This window comes from Lysobacter sp. P5_C4 (assembly GCF_054049695.1).
Window position 1 is genome coordinate 783,312 of the sequence record NZ_JBFULX010000001.1, and the last position, 23,291, is coordinate 806,602.

The following is a 23,291-nucleotide window of genomic DNA, read 5'->3' on the forward strand; positions in this document are numbered from 1 at the left end:
GTCCGGCTTTTGTGGATTATCCGGGATTCGGCGGCTCGCCGTAACCCCGGATTCGTGAAGGCGACTTAACGATCGTCTTTCATGTACTGCAGGAAGGGGTCGTCCTTGTCGAGGGAGATCACCGTCGAGCCGTCGCGGAACGCGGCCCGGTAGGCCTCCAGGCTGCGCTGGAACGCGAAGAAACCCGGGTCGCGGTTGGCCGCCTCGGCATACAGGCGGGCGGCCTCGGCATCGCCCTCGCCGCGCAGCTTCTGCGCATCGCGCTCGGCGTCGGCCACGATCACCACCTGGTCGCGATCGGCGTTGGCACGGATCTGGCGCGCCTGCTCCTCGCCCTCGGCGCGCAGGCGGCTGGCGACCTGCTGGCGCTGGGCCCGCATGCGGCTGTAGACGTTGCCGATGACTTCGCTGTCGGTGGGCAGGTCGATCTTCTTGATGCGCAGGTCGACGATGCGCACGCCGAGCGAGGCCGCGCCGCGGTTGATCGCCGCGAGCTGCTTGTCGACGATCTGCGCGCGGTCGCCGGAAACCACCTGCGACAGCGTGCGCGCGTTGATCTCGTTGCGCAGCGAGTCGCGGATGATCGGCGCCAGGCGCAGCACGGCGGTCTGCTCGTCGCCGTTGGTCGATCGATAGAAGGTGCGCAGGTCCTCGATGCGGCCGATCGCGAAGAAGTCGACGCTGATGTCCTTCTTCTCGGCGGTGAGGTAGCGCTCCGGGTCGGAGTCGAACACGGTCAGGCGGCGGTCGAAGACGAGCTTGGATTCGACCAGCGGCCACTTGAAATGCAGGCCGGGGCCGATGTCGGTGCGCACGACGCGGCCGAGGTTGAGCACGATCGCGCCCTCGCCTTCCCGCACGGTGAAGACCGAACCGAGCAGCGCCAGCAGCGCGGCGACGGCAAGCGGGATCCAGATGGGGAACTTCATCGCGACTCCTCCTCGCCGGCGGTGCGCGGATTGCGCGTCGGGCGGCCCTCGGGGCCGAGCGTTTCGACGGTGGGCGCCACCGATTCCATCGGCACGACAGCCGGCGCATTCGCCGAACCGGCACCCGCGTTCTGCGCGCCCAGCGGCACGTAGAGCAGCTGGCGGCCGTCGCCGACGATCTTGCGGTTCTTCGAGAAGACCTCCTGCAGCGTCTCCAGCCACAGGCGCTTGCGCGTCACGTCGGGCGCGCCCTTGTATTGGTCGACGAGCAGCGAGAAGCGCGTGGCATCACCCGTGGCGCGCGCGATGATCGCGGTGCGATAACCCTGCGCGCCGGTGCGGATCTGCGCGGCCTGGCCGCGCGCTTCGGGCACGACCTTCGCCGCATAGGCCTGCGCTTCGCTGGTCGTACGGTCCTTGTCCTGCTGCGCGCTGTTGACGTCGTCGAATGCGGGCTTCACTTCATCCGGCGGACGCGCGTTGGGCAGGTTGAGCTCGGAAACGAACAAGCCCGTCTTGTAGGCATCCAGCGAGGCCTGCAGGCGCTGCTTGGAGGTCACCGACAAGGCACCGCGCGCGCCGAGCACGGTATCGAGCGTGGAGCGGCCCACTTGTTCGCGCACGGTGCTGAGCGCCGCCTGTTCGAGCACGCGCCCGGCATCGCGGCTGCTGAACAGGTACTGCTGAGGATCGGCGACGGTGTACTGCACGTTGATTTCCACGCGCACGATGTTCTCGTCGCGCGTGAGCACCGGCACGGTCTCGTTGAACGTGCGGATCTGCGTGGCCTCGACCTTGGTGACGCGTTCGATCGGCCAGGGCCACTTGAAGTGCGGGCCCGGCTGCAGCACGCGGGTGAACTGGCCGAAGCGCAGCACCACGCCGCGTTGCTGCTCGGTCACCAGCACGAAGGTGTTGAAGGCGAGCCACAGGACCAGCAGCACGGCGACCCATCGGCCGATGCCGCCGCCATTGCCCCCGAAGAGGCCGCGCAGGGGTTCGAGGTAGCGGTCGAAACCACCGCCGCCACGCTTCTGCCAGGGATTGCGACCGTCCTTGTTCGACGGACCGCCGGGGGTATTCCAGGCCATGCACGCTCCTGTGGGCCGCGGGGAGACTCCCCCGCCGGAGGCCGGCGCACGTTTTGAGCGCGCGAACCGGCGGATTCTATCGGACCAGTATCAGGTTGGGGCCGTGGTGCCCTCAAGCAAGAGCGGCCGTAGCGGTTCCCCGTAGGCGTGGGCCACGATGCGCTCGGCATCGGCCTGCGCGAGGTCCAGGCTGAGGGTCCAGCCGTGTTCGTCGTGATGTTCGGCGAGGACCGCCCCGAGCTCGTGCAGGCGCGCGCGCAGTCGGCCGGCGCCCGCGGGCAGTTGCACTTCGCCGGACACGCGCCGCAGGCCGAGGCGCACCCCGAGGGCGTCGCGCAGCAGGTCCAGTCCATCGCGGTCGCGCGCGGAAAGCCACACGCGTTCACGCGGGGCGCGGGGATGCGCGTGATCGTGGCCATCGGTCGGCAGATCGTGGCGTGCTTGCGCGCCTTCGATGCGATCGATCTTGTTGTAGACGAGCAATTGCGGGATCTCGCCCGCGCCGATTTCTTCGAGAACCGAATCGACTTGCGCGATGCGTTCGTCGCGCAGGGGGTCGGCGGCGTCGATCACGTGCAGCAGCAAGTCGGCTTCGCGTGCCTCGGCGAGGGTCGAACGGAACGCGGCGACGAGTTCGTGCGGCAGGTCGCGCACGAAGCCGACGGTGTCGGCCAGCACCACCGAACCACCCGGCAGCGCGATGCGGCGCACGGTGGGATCGAGCGTGGCGAACAACAGGTCCGCCGCGTACGCATCGGCGCCGGTGAGCGCGTTGAACAGCGTCGACTTGCCCGCGTTGGTGTAGCCGACGAGGGCGACGCGCGGCAGTTCGCTGCGCACGCGCGCGCGACGCATCTGCGTGCGCTGCACTTCCACTTTTTCCAGGCGCCGCTGCAATTGTTCGACGCGCTTCTGTAGCAGGCGGCGGTCGGTTTCCAGCTGCGTTTCGCCGGGACCACGCAGGCCGATCGCGCCACCGCGCTGGCGTTCCAGGTGGGTCCACCCGCGCACCAGGCGCGTGGCCATGTGGCGCAACTGCGCCAGTTCGACCTGCAGCTTGCCTTCGTGGCTGCGCGCACGCTGGGCGAAGATGTCCAGGATCAGGCCGGTGCGGTCGACGACCCGCCGCTCCAGCGCCTTTTCCAAATTGCGCTCTTGCCCGGGCGTCAGCGGATGGTTGACGAGCACGAGGTCGGCGCCGGTGGCGTCGGCCGCGGCCTTCACTTCTTCGAGCTTGCCGCTGCCGATGAGGGTCGCGGGGTTGGGCCGATCGATGCGCGCGGTGAGCATGTGCGCGACCCTGGCGCCGGCCGAGCGCGCCAGGTCGGCGAACTCTTCCACGGCGCCATCGTCGGGCGGCCCACCGGCGTGCGGCTGGATCAGCAGGGCGGTCTCGCCCTTCTTGCTACGTTCGAACATGCAGGGGTTTTACACCACGGCGTGCGAAAGGCACGGAAGTGCTTACTGTTCCTCGTCCGCGCCGGTGTCTTCCGCGGCGCCGTCCCCGGCCTGCACGTAGCCGCCGCCCGGGCCCACGCGCACGTTGCGCGCCGGCACGACGGTGGAGATCGCGTGCTTGTAGACCATCTGGCTGACGGTGTTGCGCAGCAGGACGACGAATTGGTCGAAGGACTCGATCGTACCCTGGAGCTTGATGCCGTTGACCAGGTAGATGGAGACCGGGACGCGTTCACGGCGCAGCGCGTTCAGGAAAGGATCCTGCAATGATTGGCCCTTGGACATGGGTGTTTCCCCAATTGTTGTTGTGTGTGTGCCGAACGCGGCAGGCCACCGCGCATCGCCCGACCCGCAACTCCCCGCGGCGGCGACAGCCTGAATCGTACACGGACAGCCGGTTGGCGCGCGCATGACGGAGGTCCCGGATCAGGGCCCCCCGGGCTTCAGGCGAGGAAATTTTCCGCGAGCACGCGCAGATCCCGCTGGTCTGTCGCCGGATCGCGCCATACCGCGTCGAGTTCGCCGCGCAGCCAGGTCCACTGGCGCTTGGCGAGTTGGCGGGTGGCGGCGATGGCGCGATCGCGGAAGGCGGTTTCGTCGCCCTGCCCCGCCAGGAATTCCCATGCCTGGCGGTAGCCGACGGCGCGGATCGCGGGCAGGTCGAGCGGCGCGGCATGGTTCCGCAGTCCCGGCAGCGCGCGAAGTCGGCGCACTTCGTCGAGGAAACCGGCCCGTAGCATCGCGTCGAACCGGCGCGCGATCCGTTCGTGCAAGACCGCGCGATCGCGAGGCGCCAGCACCAGCTTGAACACGCGCACGGGCAGGCGGTCGCGGACATGCGTGCGCTGCCATTCGGAGATCGGACGCCCGCTCGCGCGATACACCTCCAGCGCGCGCTGGATGCGCTGCGGGTCGGTGGCGTGGATGCGGCGCGCGGCTTGGGGATCGACACGCGCCAGTGCGTCGTGCATCGCCGGCCACCCCACGCGCGCGGCTTCCTCGGTGATCGCCGCGCGCAACAGCGGATCGGCCTCGGGCATCGGCGCCAGGCCGTGCAGCAAGGCATGGAAATACAGGCCGGTGCCGCCGGCAAGGATCGGCGTCTTGCCGCGCGCGAGGATGTCGTCGATCGCCGCCCGCGCATCGCGCGCGAAATCGGCGGCCGAATAGGTTTCCCACGGATCGCGCACGTCGATCAGGTGATGCGCGACCTGCGCGCACTCATCGCGGGTCGGCTTGGCCGCGCCGATGTCGAGCCCGCGATAAACCAGCGCCGAATCGACGCTGACGATTTCGCCGTCGAACCGCGCCGCGCATTCCAGCGCGAACGCGGTCTTGCCCGACGCCGTCGGCCCCGCGATGGCGAGCGCGCGCGGGCGACGGTCCTCCATCGCTCAGTAGCCGTTCTCGCCGAGTGCGGCGTGCACCTGCGCGTGCGTGGCGCGCACCGATTCCACCGGCAGGCGGTCGAGCAGACTCGCGAGCACGATCGCGACCGATGCCGCGGCGAAGCCCGGCACCATTTCGTACAGCGCGCTGCCGTATTGATCCACCGCGATCTGTTTCCACGCGATGACCGTGACCGCGCCCACCACCATGCCTGCGAGCGCGCCGTTGCGCGTCATGCGCGACCAGAACAGCGAAAACAGTACGACCGGCCCGAACGCCGCGCCGAAACCCGCCCACGCGTAGCTGACCAGGCCGAGCACGCGCGAGTCCGGATCGCGCGCGATCCAGATGGCGAGCAGCGAGACCGCAAGCACCATCGCGCGGCCGAACCACACCAGTTCGCGCTGCGAGGCCTTCGGGCGCAGGAAGCCCTTGTAGAAGTCTTCGGTCAGCGCGCTCGAACACACGAGCAGCTGGCACGACAGGGTGCTCATGATCGCCGCGAGGATCGCCGACAACAGCACGCCCGCGATCCACGGATTGAACAACAGGTTCGACAACACGATGAACACGCGTTCTGGATTCGCCGTCACCGGCTCGACGCCCGGGTGGTGGGCGAAATACGCGACGCCGAAGAAACCGACCGCCATCGCACCGAACAGGCACAGCACCATCCAGGTCATGCCGATGCGGCGCGCCTTGGGGATCGTGCGCAGGTCGTCGGCGGCCATGAAGCGCGCCAGGATGTGCGGCTGCCCGAAATAGCCCAGGCCCCATGCCAGCAGCGAAACGATGCCGACGAAGCCGATCGCACCACCCTTGAAGGGATCGAGCTTGGCCGGATCGATCGAGCGGATGAGCGCCAGGGATTCGTCGAACCCGCCCGTGCCGATGATCACCACGACCGGCGTCAGCACGAGGGCGAAGATCATCAGCGAAGCCTGCACGGTGTCGGTCCAGCTCACCGCCAGGAAGCCGCCGACCAGCGTGTAGAGGATCGTCGCCGCCGCGCCCCACCACAGCGCCTGCGCATACGGCACGCCGAACACGCTTTCGAACAGGCGCGCGCCGGCCACGATGCCGCTCGCGCAGTAGACGGCGAAGAACACCAGGATCACCAGCGCCGACAACACGCGCAGGATGCGCGAGCGATCGTCGAAGCGATGCGTGAAGTAATCGGGCAGCGTGAGCGCGTTCTTCGTGCGCTCGGTGTAGACGCGCAAGGGGCCGGCGACGAATTTCCAGTTGGCCCATGCACCGAGGATCAGGCCCACGGCGATCCAGCCTTCGGACAATCCGCCGAGATACAAGGCACCCGGCAGGCCCAAGAGCAGCCAACCGCTCATGTCGGAGGCACCGGCGGACAAGGCGGTGACGTAACTGCCCAGCGAACGCCCGCCGAGGATGTAGTCGTCGAAACTCTTGGTCGAGCGCCACGCGATCACGCCGATGGCGACCATCGCGAGCAGATAGATGGCGAAGGTGACGACGAGCGGCGTGCTGGCGGTCATGCGGGACTCCCCTGTGGTGCGGGGAGTGTAGCCGGAGCCCCGCCAGCGCGGCTGGCGGGGACCGGGGACTCAACTCAGAAGTCGCGCGACCACCGCACGCCGAAGGTGCGCGGCGGCGTACTCACCGTGTACGGCTGGCCGCCGCAGGTGCCGATGTTGCACTCGGCGAAGTGCGTCAGGTCGCCCAGCTCGTTCGTCGCGTTCCTGACGAAGAAGTCCAGCTTCCACGCACCGCGCTGGAAGCCCGCCGACACGTCGAGCGTGGTGTAGGCATCCAGGTGTTGGTACGGCGTGTAGTTGATGCTGGGGTCGCCGAGGATGCCGCGTTCGAGGTCGCGCAGGTCGACCGTGCGATCGCCGACGTGGAAGACCGCAGCTTGCGCGTAGGCCTCGTATTCGCCGACGTCCCACGTGTAACGACCCGTGAGGTTGCCCTTGAAGCGCGGCGTGATCGGCAAACGATCGCCCTTCACCGCCTGCGGGCCGATGGTGTTGATCTCGCCCGTGACCGGGATGATCGAACCGACCGGACAGACGCTGATCGGATTGCCTGCGACATCGCCGTAACCGCAGTAGTCCTCCGACAACTTCGCGTCGTACCAGGCGACGCCGCCGGTGAGCATGAAGTTGTAGGTCATCGCCCACTGCAGTTCCATTTCCAGGCCGTCGATGCGTGCGGCGCCCGCGTTGCGGATTTCCGTCAGCCCGTTCGCGCCGAGGTAGGAGAACTGGAAGTTGTCCCAATTCTGGCGGAACACCGCGCCGTTCCAGGCCAGGCGCTTGTCGAGCCACATCGTCTTCCAACCCAGCTCATAGTTCTTCAGGTAGTCGGAGACGTAGGGCGGCACCGTGCCGCGGCGGTTGATGCCGCCGGGCCGGTAACCTTCGGAATACGTGCCGTACACCAGCTTGGTGTCGCTGATGTCCCAGGTCACGTTGAAGCGTCCGAGCGAACCGGACTCGCGCACTTCGCGGTCGTTGACCAGGCAGGGCGCGCCTTCGTACGGCACCCAGTTCGAGCGGTCGGCGCCGTACTGGGCCACGCACGCGCCTTCGCCGTACGGCGGATCGCCGCCGTCGGAGTAGCCGAAGCCGAAGCCGTAATAGCCCTTCAGGCTGTTGCGCGCGCGGAACCAGCGGCCGCCCGCGGTGACGTGCCAGGCATCGGTGATGTCGAAAGTCAACTCGCCGAACACCGCTTCATCCTTGTCCTGCCGGTCCTGCTCGGTCAGCCAGATCGTGTCGGGCCAGCCGCCGACTTCCGAATCGGCCGCCAGGTTGTCGATGCGGTAACGCTGTTCGATGTCGTGTTTGTTCTGTTGCCAGAACAGGCCGCCGACGAAGCGCAGGCGGTTGTCGCCGGGCGAGGCCACGCGCAATTCGTGGCTGGTCATCCGGTAGGCGTCCTTCGCCTGGATGTACTGCGACGGGTTGACGAAGTTGCCGTTGTCGTCGACGAACGTGTAGTCGGCCAGCGTGTCGTACCAGAAACCGTAGTCGCTGTAGTCGGCTTCGGATTCGACGTTGCGGTTGAGGTGGCCGAAGGCATAGGTGATGTCGAAGTTGCCGATCTTGCCCTGCACCGTCAGCGCGGCCTGGTTCCAGACATCGCGCGAGGATTCGGGATAGGCGTGGTTGACCTGCAACTCGCCGACGCTCGGATCCCAACCGGTGCTGCCCGTCGCGGTTTGCCGCTGCCCCATGATCGACGGCGTGATCGTCCATTCATCGGTGATGTCCCACTTCAGCGCGGCACGCGCACCCGTGGCGTTGGCTTCGTTGTAGTTGTCCCGGGCAAGAATGTCGTTGTTCTGCGTGATGCCCGCCGCGGGGAAGAAGCGCGTGCCCGGACGGTTGTCGACATACCCCGCATCGTGGCGGTTCCAGCCCACGACGCGCACGGCGGCGTTCTTCGCGATCGGCACGTTGACCATGCCTTCGAGCACGTGGCCGAGCCCGCCCTCCTCGATCACGCTGACTTCGGCCGCGGCGCTCGCTGCGAACGCCGATGCATCGGGCTTGTTGGTGATGATGCGCAGCGTGCCCGCCTGCGAACTCGCGCCATACAGCGTGCCCTGCGGCCCGGCGAGCGCCTCGACGCGCGCGATGTCGTACATGTGCACGTCGAGCGCGCCGGTGATCGTGGTGATCGGCTGCTCGTCGAGGTACACGCCGACGCTCGGCTGCGGACCGGAGTGGTTACCGTCGCCGCCGCTGGCCACGCCGCGCATGTACACCTGCAGGAAGCCCGGGCCGGAGAACACGCCGCCGCCGGCCGTGCCGAAGGTGACGCTGGGCAGCAGCTTCACGTAATCCTGGAAGTTGGAGACCTGGTGTTGTTCCAGCGTCTCGCTGCTGATGGCCTGGATGCTGATCGGCACCTTCTGCAGGTCTTCTGCGCGCTTCTGCGCGGTGACGGTCACCGTTTCCAGCGTCGCGGTGCGCGATTTGCCCGGTGCGGGCGGCGTGGTTTGCGCCGCCTGGTCGGCCGGCGCTGCCGGCGCCGATGCTGGCGCATCCTGCGCGAATGCGATGCCCGACTGGCACCCGATGATCACCGCCATGGCGAGTGCATGCCTCGCAAGCGGCCGGCGCGCTGTCACGCGAGACGTGTTCGAAATTCCCATTTCCCCTTTCCTCCCTTTGGTGTGAACTGACTCAGTCGAGCAGCCGCGGCGGCACCGACGGATACGCCGCCAGCACCGGTCCCAAGGCTTCCCTAAGCTCGCCCAACCAGGCGTCGTAGTGACGCCACTGGTCCAGGCCTTCGCGATAGATCGGTTGGCGCACCTGCTCCGAACTCGCCGTCCGCACCGGGCGGTCGTTCTCGAAGAAGCGCAGGCACGCGGGGTCGAACGCCAGGCCGCAGTAATCGATCAGGCGACGCACTTCCTGCTCGGTGTCCTCGACCATCGTCTCGTAATGCACGCGATGGACCCGACCGGGCAGCACCGCATCGAAGTGCGCCATCAGCGCGACGTAGTCGCGGTAGTACAGGCCGATGTCTGCCAACCGGAAGCTGAAGTCCTGCCCGCGCGCGAATTGCTGTTTGAAGATCGAGAACCCGCAGGCCAGCGGGTGCCGGCGCGCGTCGATGATCCGCGCATTGGGCAACGCAAGGTGGATCAGGCCCACGTGCTGGAAATTGTTCGGCATCTTGTCGATGAACAACGGCGCGCCGGCCTTGCGGTGGATGCGCGTGCGATCCAGGTATTCGTCGCCGATGTCCCGGAATTCCCCGATGTCCAGCGACGACACGACGTCGTGGTAATGGCGCGCGCCCATCGCTTCGCCGCGACGGCGCAAGTCCTTGGTCATCGACAGCAGGTCGGGCAACTCCATCGTCCCTTCGACGTCGGGATGGCTGGAGAGAATCTGCTCGACCAGCGTGGAACCGGCGCGCGGCATGCCGACGATGAAGATCGGGTCCCGCGCCGGGCTCCCGCTGCCGGCGCGTTCGCCGAAGAATGCCGGCGTGTAGGTTGCGATCGCCTTGCGCACGCGCGCGGTGTTGTCCTCCGCCACCCACGGGATCATCGCGACGCGTTGCGTGTTGCCGCGGCGATAATGTTCGAAGGACGCAGCGTATTCGCCGGCGTCTTCCAGCGCCTTGCCGAGCGCGAAGTCCAGGTGCAGGCGGTCCTCGGGGGCGAGGTCGCCGCGCGCGAGTTGCGCGCGGATCGTCGCGAGGTCTTCGGGCGCGAAGCGGAAGGTCTTGAGATTCGCCAGGCTCCACCACGCATCGCCGAAGCGTGGTTCCAGGCGCGCGGCTTCGCGATACGCCTCGACCGCGCGCGCAGCGTGGCCGGCGGTTTTCAGCGCGTGGCCGAAACTGAGCCACAGGCGCGCCTGATGCGGGTATTCGCGCACCAGCGCTTCGTAGAGGGGAATCGCGGTCTCGTAGTCGCCGGTGCGGCACAGGACCACCGCGCGCAGGTTGCGATAGCCGGCGTTGGCCGGATCTTTCGCGAGCAGCGCGTCGGCCTGGACCAGCGCTTCGACCGGTTTGTTCGCGCGATGCAACACCATCGCGTAGTGATGGCGGGCGGCGTCGAAACCCGGCACCAGTTCCAGGCAGCGCGCGAGCAGCGACTCGGCATCCTCGATGCGACCCATGCGCGCCTGCGTTTCGGCGAGCATGCGCAGCGCAGGTGCGTCGGTGGGCGCGCTGCGCAGGTGGTCGCGCAGCAACGCTTCGGCTTCAGGAATCCGGTTCGCCTGCAACGCGGCGGCGGCCTGCATGAGTTTCGGCTCGCGCACCGAATGCACGAGGTGCGTGGCATAGGCTTCCTGCGCGCCGGCGAGGTCGCCGACCGCGGAAAGGTGGTCGCCCAGCGCGAGCCAGGCGCGCGGCAATTCCGGCTTGAGGGCAACCGCGCGACGCAGCGCCGCAACCGCATCGTCGCCGCGGCCGCCACGCCCGAGCGCGATGCCCAGTTCGAACTGCACCGCCGGCGACTTGGGTTGTTCGCGCGCGAGCGGTTCGAGGATGCGCGTGGCCGCCGCGGCATCGCCGCAGGCGTTGTGCGACGCACCGAGCAGCAGGAGCGCAACCGGATGGCCGTCGACGACGCGCAGGATCTCCGCGGCCTGGCGGCCGGCGAGCGCCGGATCCGTCGCCAGCAATCGCGAAGCGTGCGCCAGCGCGGCGTCGACCGAGGCCGTCGGCTCTTGCGCGGGTGTCATGCTTCGACCGTGGACATGCGACCCCCAACCGGGTGAAGGCCCGAGACTAGGCCGCGCGCGCCCGCGCACGCAAGGGTCGGAAGCGATTACAGCGGCTTTTTTCGCCGGAACGCCGGGAACTGCTCAATCTTCGTCGGGCCAACGAATCGCAGGCTTCGCTTCCCGCGCCCGCACCGCCGGCTGCGCAGCGACGGCCGCCCAGACCTTCAACGCATCCACCGTCGGCGCCACGTCGTGCACGCGCACCAGTTGCGCACCCCGCTGCGCGGCCAGCAGGTGCGCGGCCACCGAGCCTGCAACGCGTTCGTGCGGATCCGCACGACCGGTCAGATCGCCGATCGTCTTCTTGCGCGACAGGCCCGCAAGCACCGGCACGCCGAGTTCGGCGATCGTCTCCAGCCGCGCGAGCAACGCCAGGTTGTGGTCGCGGTTCTTGCCGAACCCGAACCCCGGATCGACCACGATGCGCGACTTCGCGATCCCCGCCATTTCTGCCGCGAAAATGCGCTCGGCGAGGAAGCGATGCACGTCGGCCACGACGTCGTCGTACACCGGCGCTTCCTGCATCGACCGCGGCTCGCCGAGCATGTGCATGAGCACGACCGGCACACCGAGCGATGCGGCGGCCTCCAGCGCGCCTTCGCGACGCAGCGCGTACACATCGTTGATCATGCCCGCACCCGCGGCGACCGCGGCGCGCATGACCTCGGGCTTCGAAGTATCGATGCTGATCGGAAGCGACGTCGCGCGTACCAACCCTTCGATCACCGGGATCACGCGGCGCAATTCTTCTTCGAGCGGCACTTCGTCGGCGCCGGGGCGCGTGGATTCACCCCCGACATCCAGGATGTCGGCGCCCTCCTCCGCCAGGCGGATGCCATGCGCGATTGCCGCCTGCGGGCTCGCATGCTCGCCGCCATCGGAAAACGAATCCGGTGTGGCGTTGACGATGCCCATCACGCGCGTGCGGTCGAAGCGCACGACGCGGCCGTTGCAATCCAGTTGCGGAGTGGTGTCGAACATGGAACGTTTTTAAAGGCTCAACCGCTCGCGCGCAACTGCGCCACGATCGCCTCGAAGCGCGGATACGGCCGCAGCGTCCACAGGTCGGAGTCGTGTTCGATCCAGTCCAGCGAGCCTTCGCCGTGCTCCACGGCCCGCTCCAGCAACTCGATCGCCCGCTCCGCGTCGCCGTCGAGCGCATGGAAGCAGGCACCGTTGTAGAGCACGTCGAAGTCGTTCGGGCGGATGCGCAACGCATACGCCATCTCCGCGTGCCCGTTGTCGCCGACGCGCAGGTGCTGCATCAGGCCGGCGGTCATGTAGTGCGCGCGTGCGTTCTCGGGGTCGATGTGCGCCTGGTGGCTGGCGCACGCCAGGCCTTCGATGGCGAGCTTCTGCTTGCGCTCCTGGTCGCCGCCTGCTTCGGCTGCGTTGACCGCGAGCGCGAGGGCCTGGAATTCATCGGGCTGCACGCGGTGCGCGGCGACGAACAGGTCGACGGCGCGCGCGTAATTTCCCTGCGTGAAGCAGTGGCGCGCATAGAAGTAATACGCGACGTAGAGTTCCGGGTCGAGTTTCAGCGCATGTTCGAAGGCTTCCGTCGCGCCGTCGTGGTCGCCGGCGATCATCAGCGAGTGGCCCTTGGCGACGTGCGCCTCGGCGAGGTCCGGGTCGAGGTCCAGCGCCTTGTGCGCGGCCGCGCGCGCTTCTTCCAGTGCACCGCTGTCGGGATTCACCATGCGCCAGAGCATCAGCTCGCACAGCGAATCGGAGAGGCCCGCGTAGGCCTGCCCGTATTCGGGGTCCAGTTCGATCGCGCGCCGGAACATCGACGGTGCCTGCTTCATCGTGATTTCGGTCATGCGCGCGCTGGCCTGGCGGCCGCGCAGGTAGAACTCGTAAGCGCGCATGTCGCGCGGCGCGCGTTTCTGCAGGTCGAAAGCGACCGGCGCCTGCAGGGTCGGCCGCACGGCATTGACGACGTTGCGTGCGATCTCTTCCTGGATCGCGAAGATGTCGGCGAGGTTGCGGTCGAAGTTCTCCGACCACAGGTGGTAGCCGTTGGACGCGTTGACCAGTTGCGCGGTGACGCGCACGCGGTCCCCGGCCTTGCGCACGCTGCCTTCCATGATCGCGGCGACGTGCAGTTCGCGGCCGATGTCGGCGGGCGTCGCGCTGCCGTCGCGGAAGCGGAACGACGCCGTGCGCGAAGCGACGTGCAGGCCGCGCACTTTCGCGAGCGCGTTGAGGATCTCTTCGGCCAGGCCATCGCAGAAATAATCCTGGTCGCCCGCCTCGGACATGTCGGAGAACGGGAGGATCGCGACGGAGGCGTCCGGCGGCGGCGCCACCGGTTGCGTCGGCGCCTGGTCGCTCGCGCGGCGCGCGGGCGTTTGCGCATCGTCCGCATCCGGCAAGGCGGGCGTGCGTTCGATGCCATGCGGCTGGATGTCGTAGATCCATGCCAGCGCGAGCGCAAGCACGAACCCCAGCGCGAGCATCACGATCAGCAGGCGGGGCGCCCACGCCGGGAAACCCAACGGTTCGAACGTCGCATCCGCGACCTGCACCAGCACCCACCCGACGACGAGATACACCGCGGCGACACGGAAGACGCGTCGGCGACGGAACTCCGACAAGGTGGTGCGCAGGCGGGCAGTGATGTCGGGCATGCGAACTCCGCGACGGTCGGGACTGAAGCTACAACAATCGATCCCTGGACGATCCACAAACGACGAGGGCCCCCGAGGGAGCCCTGTCGTTCAATCAACGCATTTGCCGTAGCACTGCGGCCGCACCGGGTTCAGGTCTGCGCCGCCGGACCGCCGATCGGCGGCAGCGGGCGCGCTTCGCCCTTGTTGTTGCGCGTCCAGCCCATCGGCGGCGGCGGTTCGCGGCCTTCCATGATCGCGTCGATCTGCGGCACGTCGATGGTTTCGTACTCCAGCAGCGTCTTCGCCATCACGTGCAGCTTGTCGAGGTTCTCGGTCAGGATCTGCTTGGTGCGGGCGTAGGCCTTGTCGAGGATGCCGTGCACGACTTCGTCGATCTTGCGCGCGGTGTCGTCCGAAACGTTCTTGTGCTGGGTGACCGAGCGGCCCAGGAACACTTCGTCTTCTTCCTCGCCGTACGCGATGGGGCCGAGTTCATCCGACAGGCCCCACTTGGTCGCCATGTTGCGCGCCATCTTGGTCGCGCGCTCGATGTCGTTCGAGGCACCCGTGGTGACCTTGTCGTTGCCGAAGATCAGCTCTTCGGCGACGCGGCCGCCGTACAGCGAGCACAGCATCGATTCGATGGCCGTGCGGTTGTACGAATACTTGTCGCCTTCGGGCAGGTACATCGTCACGCCCAGCGCGCGGCCGCGCGGAATGATCGTGACCTTGTAGACCGGATCGTGTTCCGGCATCAGGCGCCCGACGATGGCGTGGCCGGCCTCGTGATACGCGGTGAGCGTCTTTTCCTGCTCGCTCATCGCCATCGAACGGCGCTCGGTGCCCATCAGGATCTTGTCGCGCGCACGGTCGAAGTGCTCCATGCGCACGTCCTTCGCGTTCTCGCGCGCGGCGAACAGCGCCGCTTCGTTCACGAGGTTGGCGAGGTCGGCGCCGCTGAAGCCCGGCGTACCACGCGCGATGGTCATCGCTTCGACATCGTCGGCCAGCGGCACGCGGCGCATGTGCACGCGGAGGATCTGGTCGCGGCCCTTCACGTCGGGCAGGCCGACGGTGACCTGGCGGTCGAAACGGCCCGGGCGCAGCAGCGCCGGATCGAGCACGTCGGGACGGTTGGTCGCGGCGATCACGATCACGCCTTCGCCGCCCTCGAACCCGTCCATCTCGACCAGCAACTGGTTGAGCGTCTGCTCGCGCTCATCGTGCCCACCGCCGAGGCCCGCGCCGCGATGGCGGCCGACCGCGTCGATTTCGTCGATGAAGATGATGCACGGCGCGTGCTTCTTGGCCTGTTCGAACATGTCGCGCACGCGGCTCGCGCCGACGCCGACGAACATTTCGACGAAGTCCGAACCGGAGATCGAGAAGAAGGGCACCTTGGCTTCGCCAGCGATCGCGCGGGCGAGCAGCGTCTTGCCGGTGCCCGGGGGACCGACCATCAGCACGCCGCGCGGGATCTTGCCGCCGAGTTTCTGGAACTTGCCGGGGTCGCGCAGGAACTCGACGAGTTCGGCGACTTCCTCCTTCGCCTCGTCGCAACCGGCGACGTCCGCGAAGGTGGCCTTGGTCTGGTCTTCGTTGAGCAGCTTGGCGCGCGAACGGCCGAAGGACATCGCGCCCTTGCCGCCGCCCTGCTGCATCTGGCGCATGAAGTAGATCCAGATGCCGATGAAGAGCAGCAACGGACCGATGTTGATCAGGATGCCGAGCAGCGAGATGCCGCTGGATGGCGGCGCCTGCTTGATGTCGACCTTGTGGTTGATCAGATCGTCGACCAGGCGCTCGTCGCGACGCGGGGCAATGGTCTTGCCCTTCGTGCTGTCCTTGCGCTCGAATTCGATCGTCTTCTCGTCCTCGCCGATGTCGACCGACTTGATCTTGTCGTTCACGACATCCGACTGGAACTGGGAATAGACGACTTCCTGGCCGCCGCCCATCTTCGGGCTGAAACTCTGGAACACCACCATCAGCACGACGGCGACGACCACCCACAACATCAGATTCTTGGCCAAGTCGTTCATCCTGTACTCCGCGACGGGGTCGCGATCACATCATTCAGTTGGCCGGCCTTCCGGCCAGCTTGCCCTGCGCCAGGGCGTAAACCTCCGGCGACCGCTTGCGCGAGGCCGCCGGTTTGCGAATCGCCACCTTGGCATAACGCCGCCGCAGCTGCCTTACGTATTCGTCGAACCCCACGCCCTGGAACAGCTTGATCAGGAACGTACCGCCGGGCTTGAGGTGGCCGTCGGCGAATTCCATCGCCAGCTCGGCCAGGTGCATGCCCCGCGGTTGGTCCACCGCATCCACGCCACTCTTGTTGGGGGCCATGTCGCTCAACACAAGGTCGACCGGCTTCCCGCCAAGGGCGTCTTCCAGTGCCGATAACACGGCATCCTCCCTGAAATCGCCATGAAGGAACTCCACGCCGGCGAGCCCGGGCATCTCCAGGATGTCCAGCGCGATCACGCGGCCGGGGTCCTGGGTGCCGTTGTGCGACAGCCGGTCGAGCTCCGCGCGCACCCATTGCGACCAGCCGCCGGGCGCCGCGCCGAGGTCCACCACCACCATGCCGGGCTTCAGCAGGCGGTCGCGTTCGACCAGTTCCTCGAGCTTGTAGGCCGCGCGCGAGCGCAGCCCTTCGGCCTGGGCCTTCTTCACGAAGGGGTCGGAAAAGTGTTCCTTCAACCAGCGCTGGCTGGACTTGCTGCGGGTTGCCATGCGCGGGGGTCCTCTGGGTCGCCATGATACCCTGCCCCTCCCCCGTTCATCCCCCGCGATTGTCCAATGCCGTCCGCAGTTCAGTTGACCAGCGCGCAGACCCGTTTCCTCCGTGGCCAGGCGCACGACCTGAATGCCATACTCCAGGTCGGGGGCAAGGGAATCACCGATTCCTTGGTGACGGAAGTCATCAACGCCCTCGAACAGCACGAGCTGATCAAGGTGAAAGTGGGCGCGGAAGACCGTGAAACCCGCGACGCGATGATCGCCGACCTGGCGCAACGCGCCGGCGCCGCGCTGGTCCAGCGCATCGGCCACACCGCCGTGCTGTACCGCCCGAGCAAGGACAAGCGGCAGATCGTGCTGCCGCGGGGCTGATCCAGGTTCGCCCGGCATGCAGCTGAATCTCGAACGACCCGACTACACCTTCTACCTGCGCGGCGCCGATGGCCGCCACGCGCTCGTCAACGAGCGCGAGATCAGCGCCAGCTTCGTGATCGCGCCCGAGGCGCTGGTCGAAGACTGGCCCGTCACCGATGCGACGGCCATGGAACCCGGCGATCTGGCGCCGCTGTTCGCGCTGCAACCGGAGTTGATCCTGCTGGGCACGGGCCCGCGCCAGGTGTTTCCGTCGGCGGCCGTGCTGCATGCTTGCCTGTCGCAGGGCATCGGTTTCGAAGTCATGGACAACGCCGCGGTCGCGCGCACGTACAGCGTGTTGGCGGGCGAAGGGCGGCGGGTGGTCGCGGGGTTCGTGTTCCCGCGTTGAGCGCTCAGCGCTTGGGCAAGTACGTTTGCGGATCCACGGGCTTGCCGTTGTAGCGAATTTCGAAGTGCACCATTTCGCGCGCCGCGCCCGTGCGGCCCATCTCCGCGATCTGCTGCCCCGCCTTCACCAGTTGGCCTTCGTTGACCAGGCGCTTGCGGTTGTGGCCGTACGCCGAGAGCCAGGCGTCGTTGTGCTTGACGATGATCAGCTCGCCGTAACCGACGAGCCCGGCACCCGAATACACGACCACGCCATCGCCCGCCGCGCGCACCGGATCGCCGCCGCTGCCGGCGATGTCGATGCCCTGCTTCGTCGGTTCGCCCGCGACGTAACCGTTGAGGATCTGGCCATTGGCCGGCCACGTCCATGCGATCGGGCTCGCCGCGGGCGGCGGCGGCACGGGGCGCGGTGCGGGCGCGGCGGGCTTGGGTGACGTCGGTGTCGGCGTCACGGGCCGCGAAGGCTTCGTCGTGACCACCGACGAAGCCCCCTTCGGATACAGGCGCAGATGCTGCCCGGGATAAATGGTGTAGGGCGCGCCGACGCCGTTCCACGCGGCGAGATCGCGCACGTCGATGCCGTTGCGGAACGCGATGCCGTACATCGTGTCGCCGCGGTTCACCACGACCGACTGGCCCTGCTTGGGCGTCGACACGCGGGGCGGCGGCGACGCCGGCGCATTCGTGCGGTACACGGTGCTGCTGCCGCACGCGGCGAGCGCGAGCGCGCAGCCCGCCATCATTCCGATTCGAAGGATCGAGGGTTTCATCCGCCGCGCGCCTTCCACACCAGGAAACCGACCAGGCCTGCGAGCAGCACCAGCGCGAACCAGCCGATGGGCTCGATGTATTTGTGCAACATGCGTTCGGCGCGCTCGCCGCCCAGGCGGATGAGCAACGCCAGCAGGAACACGCGCTTGCCGCGGCCGACGAACATGCTCGCCAGGTACGGCAGCATCGGCACGCCGACCACGCCAGAGGACCAGGTGAACACCTTCATCGGAATCGGCGAGAAGCCGGCGAGTACCAGCATCCAGAACACCGCCCATGGCGATTCGATCATCTTCGCGTGCACCAGCGCGATGCCCGATTCGATGCCGTGCAACATGCCGAGGGAGGCGAACATCGGCTTGAGCGCTTCGAACGCGTAGTGCCCCAGGTAATAACCGAGCACCGCGCCGACCATCGAACCGGCCAGGCTCAGCCCCGCGAACCAGAACCCGCGCCGCGGCGCCGCCACGCACATCGGCAGCAGCATCACTTCGGGCATGACCGGGAAGATGATCGCTTCGAAGAAACTCAGCACGACGAGCCACGTCGTCGCGCGTTTGTGGCGTGCGAGCGCGAGCGTGCGTTCGTAGAGCGGACCGAACAGCTTCATGCGTCAGTCCACCATCCCTGGCAACAGCGGCACGAATACGACGGGCGCGAGCTGCGCTTCGTCGACGATGCCGGCTTCATCCTTGCGCAGGCGGATCAGGGTTTGCCCGCTGCTGCCGCCGACCGGGCAGACGAGCGTGCCATTCGGCGCTAGCTGCGCGGTGAGCGCATCGACGAGCGCGGGCGCGGCGGCGGTGACGATGATCGCGTCGAACGGCGCGAGTTCCGGCCAGCCGATGCGGCCATCGTCGTGCTTGCTGCGGATGTTGAAGCCGAGCGAACGGAAGCGCTTGCGCGCCGTGCGCAGCAATTCGCCGATGCGCTCGACGGTGAACACTTCCAGGCCCAGCGCGGCGAGGATCGCGGCCTGGTAGCCCGAGCCCGTGCCGATTTCCAGCACGCGCATCGGCGGCGAACCCGGGGGGCGCCCCCCGCTCCGATCGGGATGTTCTAGCAAGGTTTCGGTCATCTTCGCGACGACCCACGGCTGCGAAATCGTCTGCCCGTGGCCGATCGGCAGCGCGGTGTCTTCGTAGGCGCGCGTGGCGAGGGCTTCATCGACGAACAGATGGCGCGGTACCGCGCGGATCGCATTGAGTACGCGGTCGTCCGAGATGCCGGTGGCCTGCAGGCGTTCGATCAACCGATCGCGCACGCGCTGCGAGGTCATGCCCATGCCGATCGCCTCGGGCTGCAGGCGGATGCGCGCGGTCACGTGCGATCCTCCTCCAGGGAAGCGGCAAGACCGCCCACCCAGCTCGCGACCTGTTCCAGCGCCTGGTAGCGCGTGAGGTCGACGTGGATCGGCGTGATGGAGATATGGCCGGTGCGCACGGCGTGGAAGTCGGTGCCCGGGCCTGCGTCCTGTTCGGGGCCGGCGGCGCCGATCCACCACCACGTGCGGCCGCGCGGATCCTGTTGCGGCACGCAGGGCTCGGCGCGATGGCGGTTGCCCAGGCGCGTGACTTCGAAACCGCGCACGTCCTCCCACGCAAGGTCGGGCACGTTCACGTTGAGGATCGTGTCGGCCGGCAGCGGGTCGGTGGCCAGGCGCGCGATGATCTCGACCGCGGCGCGCGCGGCGGTTTCGTAATGGCGCCCATCGTGGTCGGACGATGCGAGCGACATCGCGACCGCGGGCAGCCCGAGGAAGCGGCCCTCCATCGCGGCGGCGACGGTGCCCGAATAGATGACGTCGTCGCCCATGTTCGCCGAGGTGTTGATGCCGGAAACGACGATGTCCGGCTCTTCCTGGAGCATGCCGGTGATGGCCACGTGCACGCAGTCGGTGGGCGTGCCGTAGACCTTGAAGCGACCGTCTTCCATCGCGACCACGCGCACGGGGCCGTCCAGGGTGAGCGAATTGCTGGCGCCGCTGCGGTCGCGGTCGGGCGCGACCACGGTGACGGCATGCCCTGCATCGCGTAGCCCCTGGGCGAGGATCCGGATGCCGGGGGCGTCGACACCATCGTCGTTGCTGACCAATACGCGCAAAGCAGTTGTCCTTCCGGCGTCCACCGCATCATAGCCGATGACTGAAGTAGGCTTGCGGCATGGTCCGCAAGTCGCATCCCGAGCCGCCGCCCGAACCGGTCGACGACGCCGCGTTGTTCCGCGACGCGATCGGCCCCGTGCGCGAATTGCCGACGCAGCCCGCGCCGCCGCCGAAGCCGCGGCCCCGCCCCGCCGCGCGCATGGCCGCGCGTGACGAAGCGCAGGCGTTGAGCGAGTTCCGACGCGCGATGTCCGCCGATGCGCTGGAAGCGGGGGATGCGCTGTCGTATCGGCGGGACTCGGTGCCGGCGCGCACGTTGCAGCGGTTGCGTCGCGGGGAATACGCGGCGCAGGAGGAACTCGACCTGCATTGGACCGATGCGAAGCACGCCGAAGCGATGCTGCGCGAGTTCCTGGTCCATGCGCGGCAGCATGGGTTCGGCTGCGTGAAGGTGATCCACGGCAAGGGCCTGAACAGCGACAGCAAGACGCCGGCGTTGAAGAACCTGGTCGATCGGATGCTGCGGCATCGATCGGAGGTCCTGGCGTTCGCATCGGCGCCGACGAACCAGGGCGGCACCGGCGCGGTGCTGGTGTTGCTGGCGCCGAAGCGTTAGGCGATGTCGCCGATCTGCCCGAGGACCGTCGTCGCGTAACTGCCCGGCGGCAATTCGAAGGTCAGCCGCAATCCGTCGTTCGCGATCCAGTCCCACGCCATCGCCTGCGGTCGCAGGCGCAGCGCGCGCCGCTCCTGTTTCAGTCGGGCGGCTTCGAGGCCTGCGCGTATTTCGCGCGACTTCGCGTCGTCCAATGCGGCTTCTTCCAAGGCACGCGCCGCACCGGTCGTGCGCAATTCGCCTTCCCCCCACAGCGGCCCGGTCGGATGAATGTCGAACGCGGCCAGACGGGCGGCCAGCGCATCGTCGAGGGGTTCCGGCCCGAAGACACTGCGCGAACCGTCGAGCATCCACACATCGCCGTCGATCGCGCGGTCCCAGGTTTCCTCCGCCACGCGCCGTTCGAGCACGTCGTTGAACAACGCCGAACGCGCCGCCGACAGCAACATGGTGCGTTGCTCGCGCTTCACGCGACGCCCCGCGAACATCTGCAGCGCCTGCGCCACGTTGTCGCCTTCGCGGCCGAAGCGTTGTTCGCCGAAGAAGTTCGGCACGCCGCGCGCCTGGATCGCGCGCAGGCGGCCTTCGATCGCGCTGCGTTCGCCGTCGATGTCGCGCAACGTCAGCACGAAGCGGTTCCCGGCCAACGCGCCGCGCGGCAACTTGCGCGAATGCCAGGTCGACTGCAGCACGTGCATGTCGTCGGATTCCAGGGCGGCCAGGTCCGGCGCGATCTTCTTCGGCAGGTGCACGCTGAAGCGCTGCGTCGTCACCGCGTTGCGATCCTTGAGGCCCGCGTAGCTCACGCCGAGTTCGGCGATGCCCGCCCATTGCGCCAACCGTTTCGCGGCGAACGCGGTGTTCATGCCGCGCTTCTCGATGGTCAGCAGAAGATGTTCGCCGGCCCCGCTCGCTTCGAAGCCATCGAGTTCGTCGACGCGGAAATCCTCCGGCGTCGCGCGCATCCGCGCCCGCAGCACGGGCGCGCCGAATGCGTGCACGCTCACTCGCGCACGAGCAGGCACACCGCCTGCGCGGCGATGCCTTCCCCGCGGCCGGTGAAGCCGAGTGTTTCGGTGGTCGTCGCCTTGATCGAAATCGCGTCCACCGCCACGCCGAGATCGGCGGCGATCAGGCCGCGCATCGCACCTGCGTGCGGCCCGATGCGCGGACGCTCGCAGATCACCGTGATGTCCGCGTTGCCGAGCGTCCAGCGATGTTGCGCTAGCAACGCGCGGCAATGGCGGAGGAACAGGCGGCTGTCGGCGTCTTTCCAGCGCGCGTCGCTCGGCGGGAAATGTTTGCCGATGTCGCCCAGCGCCATCGCGCCGAGCATCGCATCGCACAGCGCATGCAGCACGACATCGCCGTCGGAATGCGCGATCACGCCGCGATCGTGCGGAACGCGCACGCCACCGAGCATCACGTGATCGCCGCGGCCGAAGGCGTGGACGTCGAACCCGCTGCCGATGCGGACATTCATGGCGTGGCCCCGGGCATGCGACGTTCGCGCGCCAGGCGCAGGAGAAATTCGGCGAGCGGCAGGTCGGCGGGCGTCGTGACTTTCAGGTTGTCGTCGCTGCCTTCGACCAGCAGGGGGCGATGGCCCTGGCGCTCCATCGCCATCGATTCGTCGGTGACCACCAGGCCCGCGTTGCGCGCCGCTTCCAGGGCGCGCGTGAGTTGCAGGCGACGGAACAATTGCGGTGTCAGCGCGCGCCACAAACGATCGCGCGATTCGGTGGCATCGATGCCGCCATCGTTGCCCGCGCGCTTCAGCGTGTCGCGAACGGGCGCGGCGAGGATGGCGCCGACAGGGTCGCCGCGGCCCAGGTCCAGCAAGCGCTCCAGGTCGGACGCGCGCAAATGCGGGCGCGCCGCATCGTGCACGAGTACGAAATCGTCGGGCCGCACGTCGTCGGGCAATGCCGCCAGGCCCGCGAGCACCGAATCGCAGCGCTCGCTGCCCCCCACGCACGTACGCACGGGCTTGCCATCGATTTCCGTCCAGCCCGGCCACGCGGTGTCGTCTTCCGAGAGCACCACCATCACACCGCCGACGGACGGGTGCGAGAGCACCGCACTGAGCGAATACGCGATCAGCGGCACGCCGGCGATGTCGAGATATTGCTTGGGAACGGCGCCGCCGTAACGCGTGCCGCGCCCGGCGGCAGGCACGATCGCCCAGATCACTGGCCGTCCTCGTCTTGCTTTTCCTGCTCGCCGTCTTCGGCCGCGGCCGGCGTTGCGGGGGCGCTCGACGCCGAACTCGGTTCCACCACGCGATAAAAAGTCTCGCCCGGCTTGATCATCCCCAGCTCGCTGCGCGCGCGCTCTTCCACCGCGGCCTCGCCCGACTTCAGATCCTCGACTTCCGCCGCGACCTCGGCATTGCGCTGGCGCAGGCCGGTGTTGTCGCGCGCCTGGTGTTGCACCTGCGTGGACAGCGCCTGCACCTGGCCCGCGCCGCCCTGCCCGAACCACAGCTTGTACTGCAGCCACGCAAGCAGCACGGCCAGCAGCACGATGAGCGCCGCGATCACACGCGAGGTGCCGCCGGCGCGCATCGCGG

At 67.9% G+C, this 23,291-nt stretch carries 23 protein-coding genes; 3 read left to right on the forward strand and 20 right to left on the reverse strand.

Annotated elements, in window-relative coordinates:
* Positions 1-65: 65 nt before the first annotated feature.
* The 12 genes from hflC to rlmE all read right to left on the reverse strand — a co-directional run bounded on the left by hflC (position 66) and on the right by rlmE (position 16,460).
* Positions 66-929, reverse strand: a complete 864-nt coding sequence (hflC, locus tag ACXJJ8_RS03725; RefSeq protein WP_499027011.1) for a protease modulator HflC — start codon at positions 927-929, stop codon at positions 66-68.
* The gene (hflK, locus tag ACXJJ8_RS03730) at positions 926-2,020 is read right to left on the reverse strand and encodes an FtsH protease activity modulator HflK (protein WP_499027013.1); all 1,095 of its coding nucleotides are present in this window, start codon (positions 2,018-2,020) and stop codon (positions 926-928) included. The genes hflC and hflK overlap by 4 nt, the downstream gene beginning before the upstream one ends.
* A 90-nt stretch (positions 2,021-2,110) precedes the next feature.
* Positions 2,111-3,439, reverse strand: a complete 1,329-nt coding sequence (gene hflX, locus ACXJJ8_RS03735) for a ribosome rescue GTPase HflX (protein ID WP_499027015.1) — start codon at positions 3,437-3,439, stop codon at positions 2,111-2,113.
* A 42-nt stretch (positions 3,440-3,481) separates the two neighbouring features.
* Positions 3,482-3,763, reverse strand: coding sequence for an RNA chaperone Hfq (gene hfq / locus ACXJJ8_RS03740; RefSeq protein WP_499027017.1), 282 nt, complete (start codon positions 3,761-3,763; stop codon positions 3,482-3,484).
* Positions 3,764-3,921: 158 nt separating this feature from the next.
* Positions 3,922-4,869 carry a tRNA (adenosine(37)-N6)-dimethylallyltransferase MiaA gene (miaA, locus tag ACXJJ8_RS03745; protein ID WP_499027019.1) on the reverse strand — a complete coding sequence of 316 codons (948 nt, stop codon included), beginning with the start codon at positions 4,867-4,869 and terminating at the stop codon, positions 3,922-3,924.
* A 3-nt stretch (positions 4,870-4,872) separates the two neighbouring features.
* The gene (gene putP / locus ACXJJ8_RS03750; protein WP_499027021.1) at positions 4,873-6,378 is read right to left on the reverse strand and encodes a sodium/proline symporter PutP; all 1,506 of its coding nucleotides are present in this window, start codon (positions 6,376-6,378) and stop codon (positions 4,873-4,875) included.
* Positions 6,379-6,452: 74 nt separating this feature from the next.
* Entirely contained in the window at positions 6,453-8,942 is a 2,490-nt protein-coding gene (locus ACXJJ8_RS03755; RefSeq protein ID WP_499027023.1) for a TonB-dependent receptor, read from the reverse strand.
* Between the two features lie 94 nt (positions 8,943-9,036).
* Positions 9,037-11,064: a tetratricopeptide repeat-containing sulfotransferase family protein gene (locus ACXJJ8_RS03760; protein ID WP_499027025.1), complete on the reverse strand. Its 2,028-nt coding sequence runs from the start codon at positions 11,062-11,064 to the stop codon at positions 9,037-9,039.
* A gap of 123 nt (positions 11,065-11,187) precedes the next feature.
* A complete protein-coding gene (gene folP / locus ACXJJ8_RS03765) occupies positions 11,188-12,087 on the reverse strand; it encodes a dihydropteroate synthase (protein ID WP_499027026.1) in 900 nt (299 codons plus the stop codon).
* Positions 12,088-12,104: 17 nt separating this feature from the next.
* Positions 12,105-13,739 (reverse strand): TPR end-of-group domain-containing protein, encoded by a 1,635-nt coding sequence (locus tag ACXJJ8_RS03770; RefSeq protein WP_499027028.1) that lies wholly within the window; start codon positions 13,737-13,739, stop codon positions 12,105-12,107.
* A gap of 131 nt (positions 13,740-13,870) precedes the next feature.
* Positions 13,871-15,763: an ATP-dependent zinc metalloprotease FtsH gene (gene ftsH / locus ACXJJ8_RS03775; protein ID WP_499027029.1), complete on the reverse strand. Its 1,893-nt coding sequence runs from the start codon at positions 15,761-15,763 to the stop codon at positions 13,871-13,873.
* 34 nt (positions 15,764-15,797) lie between these two features.
* Entirely contained in the window at positions 15,798-16,460 is a 663-nt protein-coding gene (gene rlmE / locus ACXJJ8_RS03780; protein WP_499027030.1) for a 23S rRNA (uridine(2552)-2'-O)-methyltransferase RlmE, read from the reverse strand.
* A gap of 66 nt (positions 16,461-16,526) precedes the next feature.
* Between rlmE and yhbY the strand changes: the two genes are divergently transcribed.
* Entirely contained in the window at positions 16,527-16,838 is a 312-nt protein-coding gene (yhbY, locus tag ACXJJ8_RS03785; protein WP_499027032.1) for a ribosome assembly RNA-binding protein YhbY, read from the forward strand.
* Between the two features lie 16 nt (positions 16,839-16,854).
* Complete coding sequence (locus ACXJJ8_RS03790; RefSeq protein WP_499027034.1) at positions 16,855-17,229, forward strand: Mth938-like domain-containing protein; 375 nt, start codon at positions 16,855-16,857, stop codon at positions 17,227-17,229.
* 4 nt (positions 17,230-17,233) lie between these two features.
* Here ACXJJ8_RS03790 and ACXJJ8_RS03795 read toward each other — a convergent pair whose 3' ends face one another.
* The 4 genes from ACXJJ8_RS03795 to surE are packed head-to-tail and all read right to left on the reverse strand — an operon-like array spanning position 17,234 to position 20,102.
* Positions 17,234-17,998, reverse strand: coding sequence for a peptidoglycan DD-metalloendopeptidase family protein (locus tag ACXJJ8_RS03795; protein ID WP_499027035.1), 765 nt, complete (start codon positions 17,996-17,998; stop codon positions 17,234-17,236).
* On the reverse strand, positions 17,995-18,609 hold the full coding sequence (locus ACXJJ8_RS03800) for a YqaA family protein (protein ID WP_499027036.1): 615 nt from the start codon (positions 18,607-18,609) through the stop codon (positions 17,995-17,997). The genes ACXJJ8_RS03795 and ACXJJ8_RS03800 overlap by 4 nt, the downstream gene beginning before the upstream one ends.
* A 3-nt stretch (positions 18,610-18,612) precedes the next feature.
* A complete protein-coding gene (locus ACXJJ8_RS03805; protein ID WP_499027037.1) occupies positions 18,613-19,323 on the reverse strand; it encodes a protein-L-isoaspartate(D-aspartate) O-methyltransferase in 711 nt (236 codons plus the stop codon).
* Positions 19,320-20,102: a 5'/3'-nucleotidase SurE gene (gene surE / locus ACXJJ8_RS03810; protein WP_499027039.1), complete on the reverse strand. Its 783-nt coding sequence runs from the start codon at positions 20,100-20,102 to the stop codon at positions 19,320-19,322. The genes ACXJJ8_RS03805 and surE overlap by 4 nt, the downstream gene beginning before the upstream one ends.
* 59 nt (positions 20,103-20,161) lie before the next feature.
* On the opposite strand from surE, the gene ACXJJ8_RS03815 reads away from it, so the two are divergent.
* Entirely contained in the window at positions 20,162-20,719 is a 558-nt protein-coding gene (locus tag ACXJJ8_RS03815; protein WP_499027041.1) for a Smr/MutS family protein, read from the forward strand.
* Here the strand turns inward: ACXJJ8_RS03815 and truD are convergent.
* From truD to ftsB, 4 genes are read right to left on the reverse strand one after another with little or no spacing between them, the layout of a single operon-like run.
* Positions 20,716-21,726, reverse strand: a complete 1,011-nt coding sequence (gene truD, locus ACXJJ8_RS03820; RefSeq protein WP_499027042.1) for a tRNA pseudouridine(13) synthase TruD — start codon at positions 21,724-21,726, stop codon at positions 20,716-20,718. The genes ACXJJ8_RS03815 and truD overlap by 4 nt on opposite strands.
* Entirely contained in the window at positions 21,723-22,202 is a 480-nt protein-coding gene (gene ispF / locus ACXJJ8_RS03825; RefSeq protein WP_499027044.1) for a 2-C-methyl-D-erythritol 2,4-cyclodiphosphate synthase, read from the reverse strand. Before ispF ends, truD begins: the two co-directional genes overlap by 4 nt.
* Positions 22,199-22,912 carry a 2-C-methyl-D-erythritol 4-phosphate cytidylyltransferase gene (gene ispD, locus ACXJJ8_RS03830; RefSeq protein ID WP_499027046.1) on the reverse strand — a complete coding sequence of 238 codons (714 nt, stop codon included), beginning with the start codon at positions 22,910-22,912 and terminating at the stop codon, positions 22,199-22,201. Before ispD ends, ispF begins: the two co-directional genes overlap by 4 nt.
* Positions 22,909-23,286, reverse strand: coding sequence for a cell division protein FtsB (ftsB, locus tag ACXJJ8_RS03835; RefSeq protein ID WP_499027048.1), 378 nt, complete (start codon positions 23,284-23,286; stop codon positions 22,909-22,911). Before ftsB ends, ispD begins: the two co-directional genes overlap by 4 nt.
* Positions 23,287-23,291: the final 5 nt, after the last annotated feature.

Coding starts and splice junctions, on each gene's coding strand:
- hfq (WP_499027017.1), bottom strand. CDS start 3,763: ATGTCCAAGGGCCAATCATTGCAGGATCCTTTCCTGAACGCGCTGCGC.
- rlmE (WP_499027030.1), bottom strand. CDS start 16,460: ATGGCAACCCGCAGCAAGTCCAGCCAGCGCTGGTTGAAGGAACACTTT.
- hflX (WP_499027015.1), bottom strand. CDS start 3,439: ATGTTCGAACGTAGCAAGAAGGGCGAGACCGCCCTGCTGATCCAGCCG.
- ACXJJ8_RS03815 (WP_499027041.1), top strand. CDS start 20,162: ATGGTCCGCAAGTCGCATCCCGAGCCGCCGCCCGAACCGGTCGACGAC.
- putP (WP_499027021.1), bottom strand. CDS start 6,378: ATGACCGCCAGCACGCCGCTCGTCGTCACCTTCGCCATCTATCTGCTC.
- folP (WP_499027026.1), bottom strand. CDS start 12,087: ATGTTCGACACCACTCCGCAACTGGATTGCAACGGCCGCGTCGTGCGC.
- ACXJJ8_RS03770 (WP_499027028.1), bottom strand. CDS start 13,739: ATGCCCGACATCACTGCCCGCCTGCGCACCACCTTGTCGGAGTTCCGT.
- ACXJJ8_RS03755 (WP_499027023.1), bottom strand. CDS start 8,942: ATGGCGGTGATCATCGGGTGCCAGTCGGGCATCGCATTCGCGCAGGAT.
- yhbY (WP_499027032.1), top strand. CDS start 16,527: ATGCCGTCCGCAGTTCAGTTGACCAGCGCGCAGACCCGTTTCCTCCGT.
- ispF (WP_499027044.1), bottom strand. CDS start 22,202: ATGAATGTCCGCATCGGCAGCGGGTTCGACGTCCACGCCTTCGGCCGC.
- ACXJJ8_RS03790 (WP_499027034.1), top strand. CDS start 16,855: ATGCAGCTGAATCTCGAACGACCCGACTACACCTTCTACCTGCGCGGC.
- ACXJJ8_RS03800 (WP_499027036.1), bottom strand. CDS start 18,609: ATGAAGCTGTTCGGTCCGCTCTACGAACGCACGCTCGCGCTCGCACGC.
- ACXJJ8_RS03795 (WP_499027035.1), bottom strand. CDS start 17,998: ATGAAACCCTCGATCCTTCGAATCGGAATGATGGCGGGCTGCGCGCTC.
- hflK (WP_499027013.1), bottom strand. CDS start 2,020: ATGGCCTGGAATACCCCCGGCGGTCCGTCGAACAAGGACGGTCGCAAT.
- ftsH (WP_499027029.1), bottom strand. CDS start 15,763: ATGAACGACTTGGCCAAGAATCTGATGTTGTGGGTGGTCGTCGCCGTC.
- miaA (WP_499027019.1), bottom strand. CDS start 4,869: ATGGAGGACCGTCGCCCGCGCGCGCTCGCCATCGCGGGGCCGACGGCG.
- ftsB (WP_499027048.1), bottom strand. CDS start 23,286: ATGCGCGCCGGCGGCACCTCGCGTGTGATCGCGGCGCTCATCGTGCTG.
- ACXJJ8_RS03760 (WP_499027025.1), bottom strand. CDS start 11,064: ATGACACCCGCGCAAGAGCCGACGGCCTCGGTCGACGCCGCGCTGGCG.
- hflC (WP_499027011.1), bottom strand. CDS start 929: ATGAAGTTCCCCATCTGGATCCCGCTTGCCGTCGCCGCGCTGCTGGCG.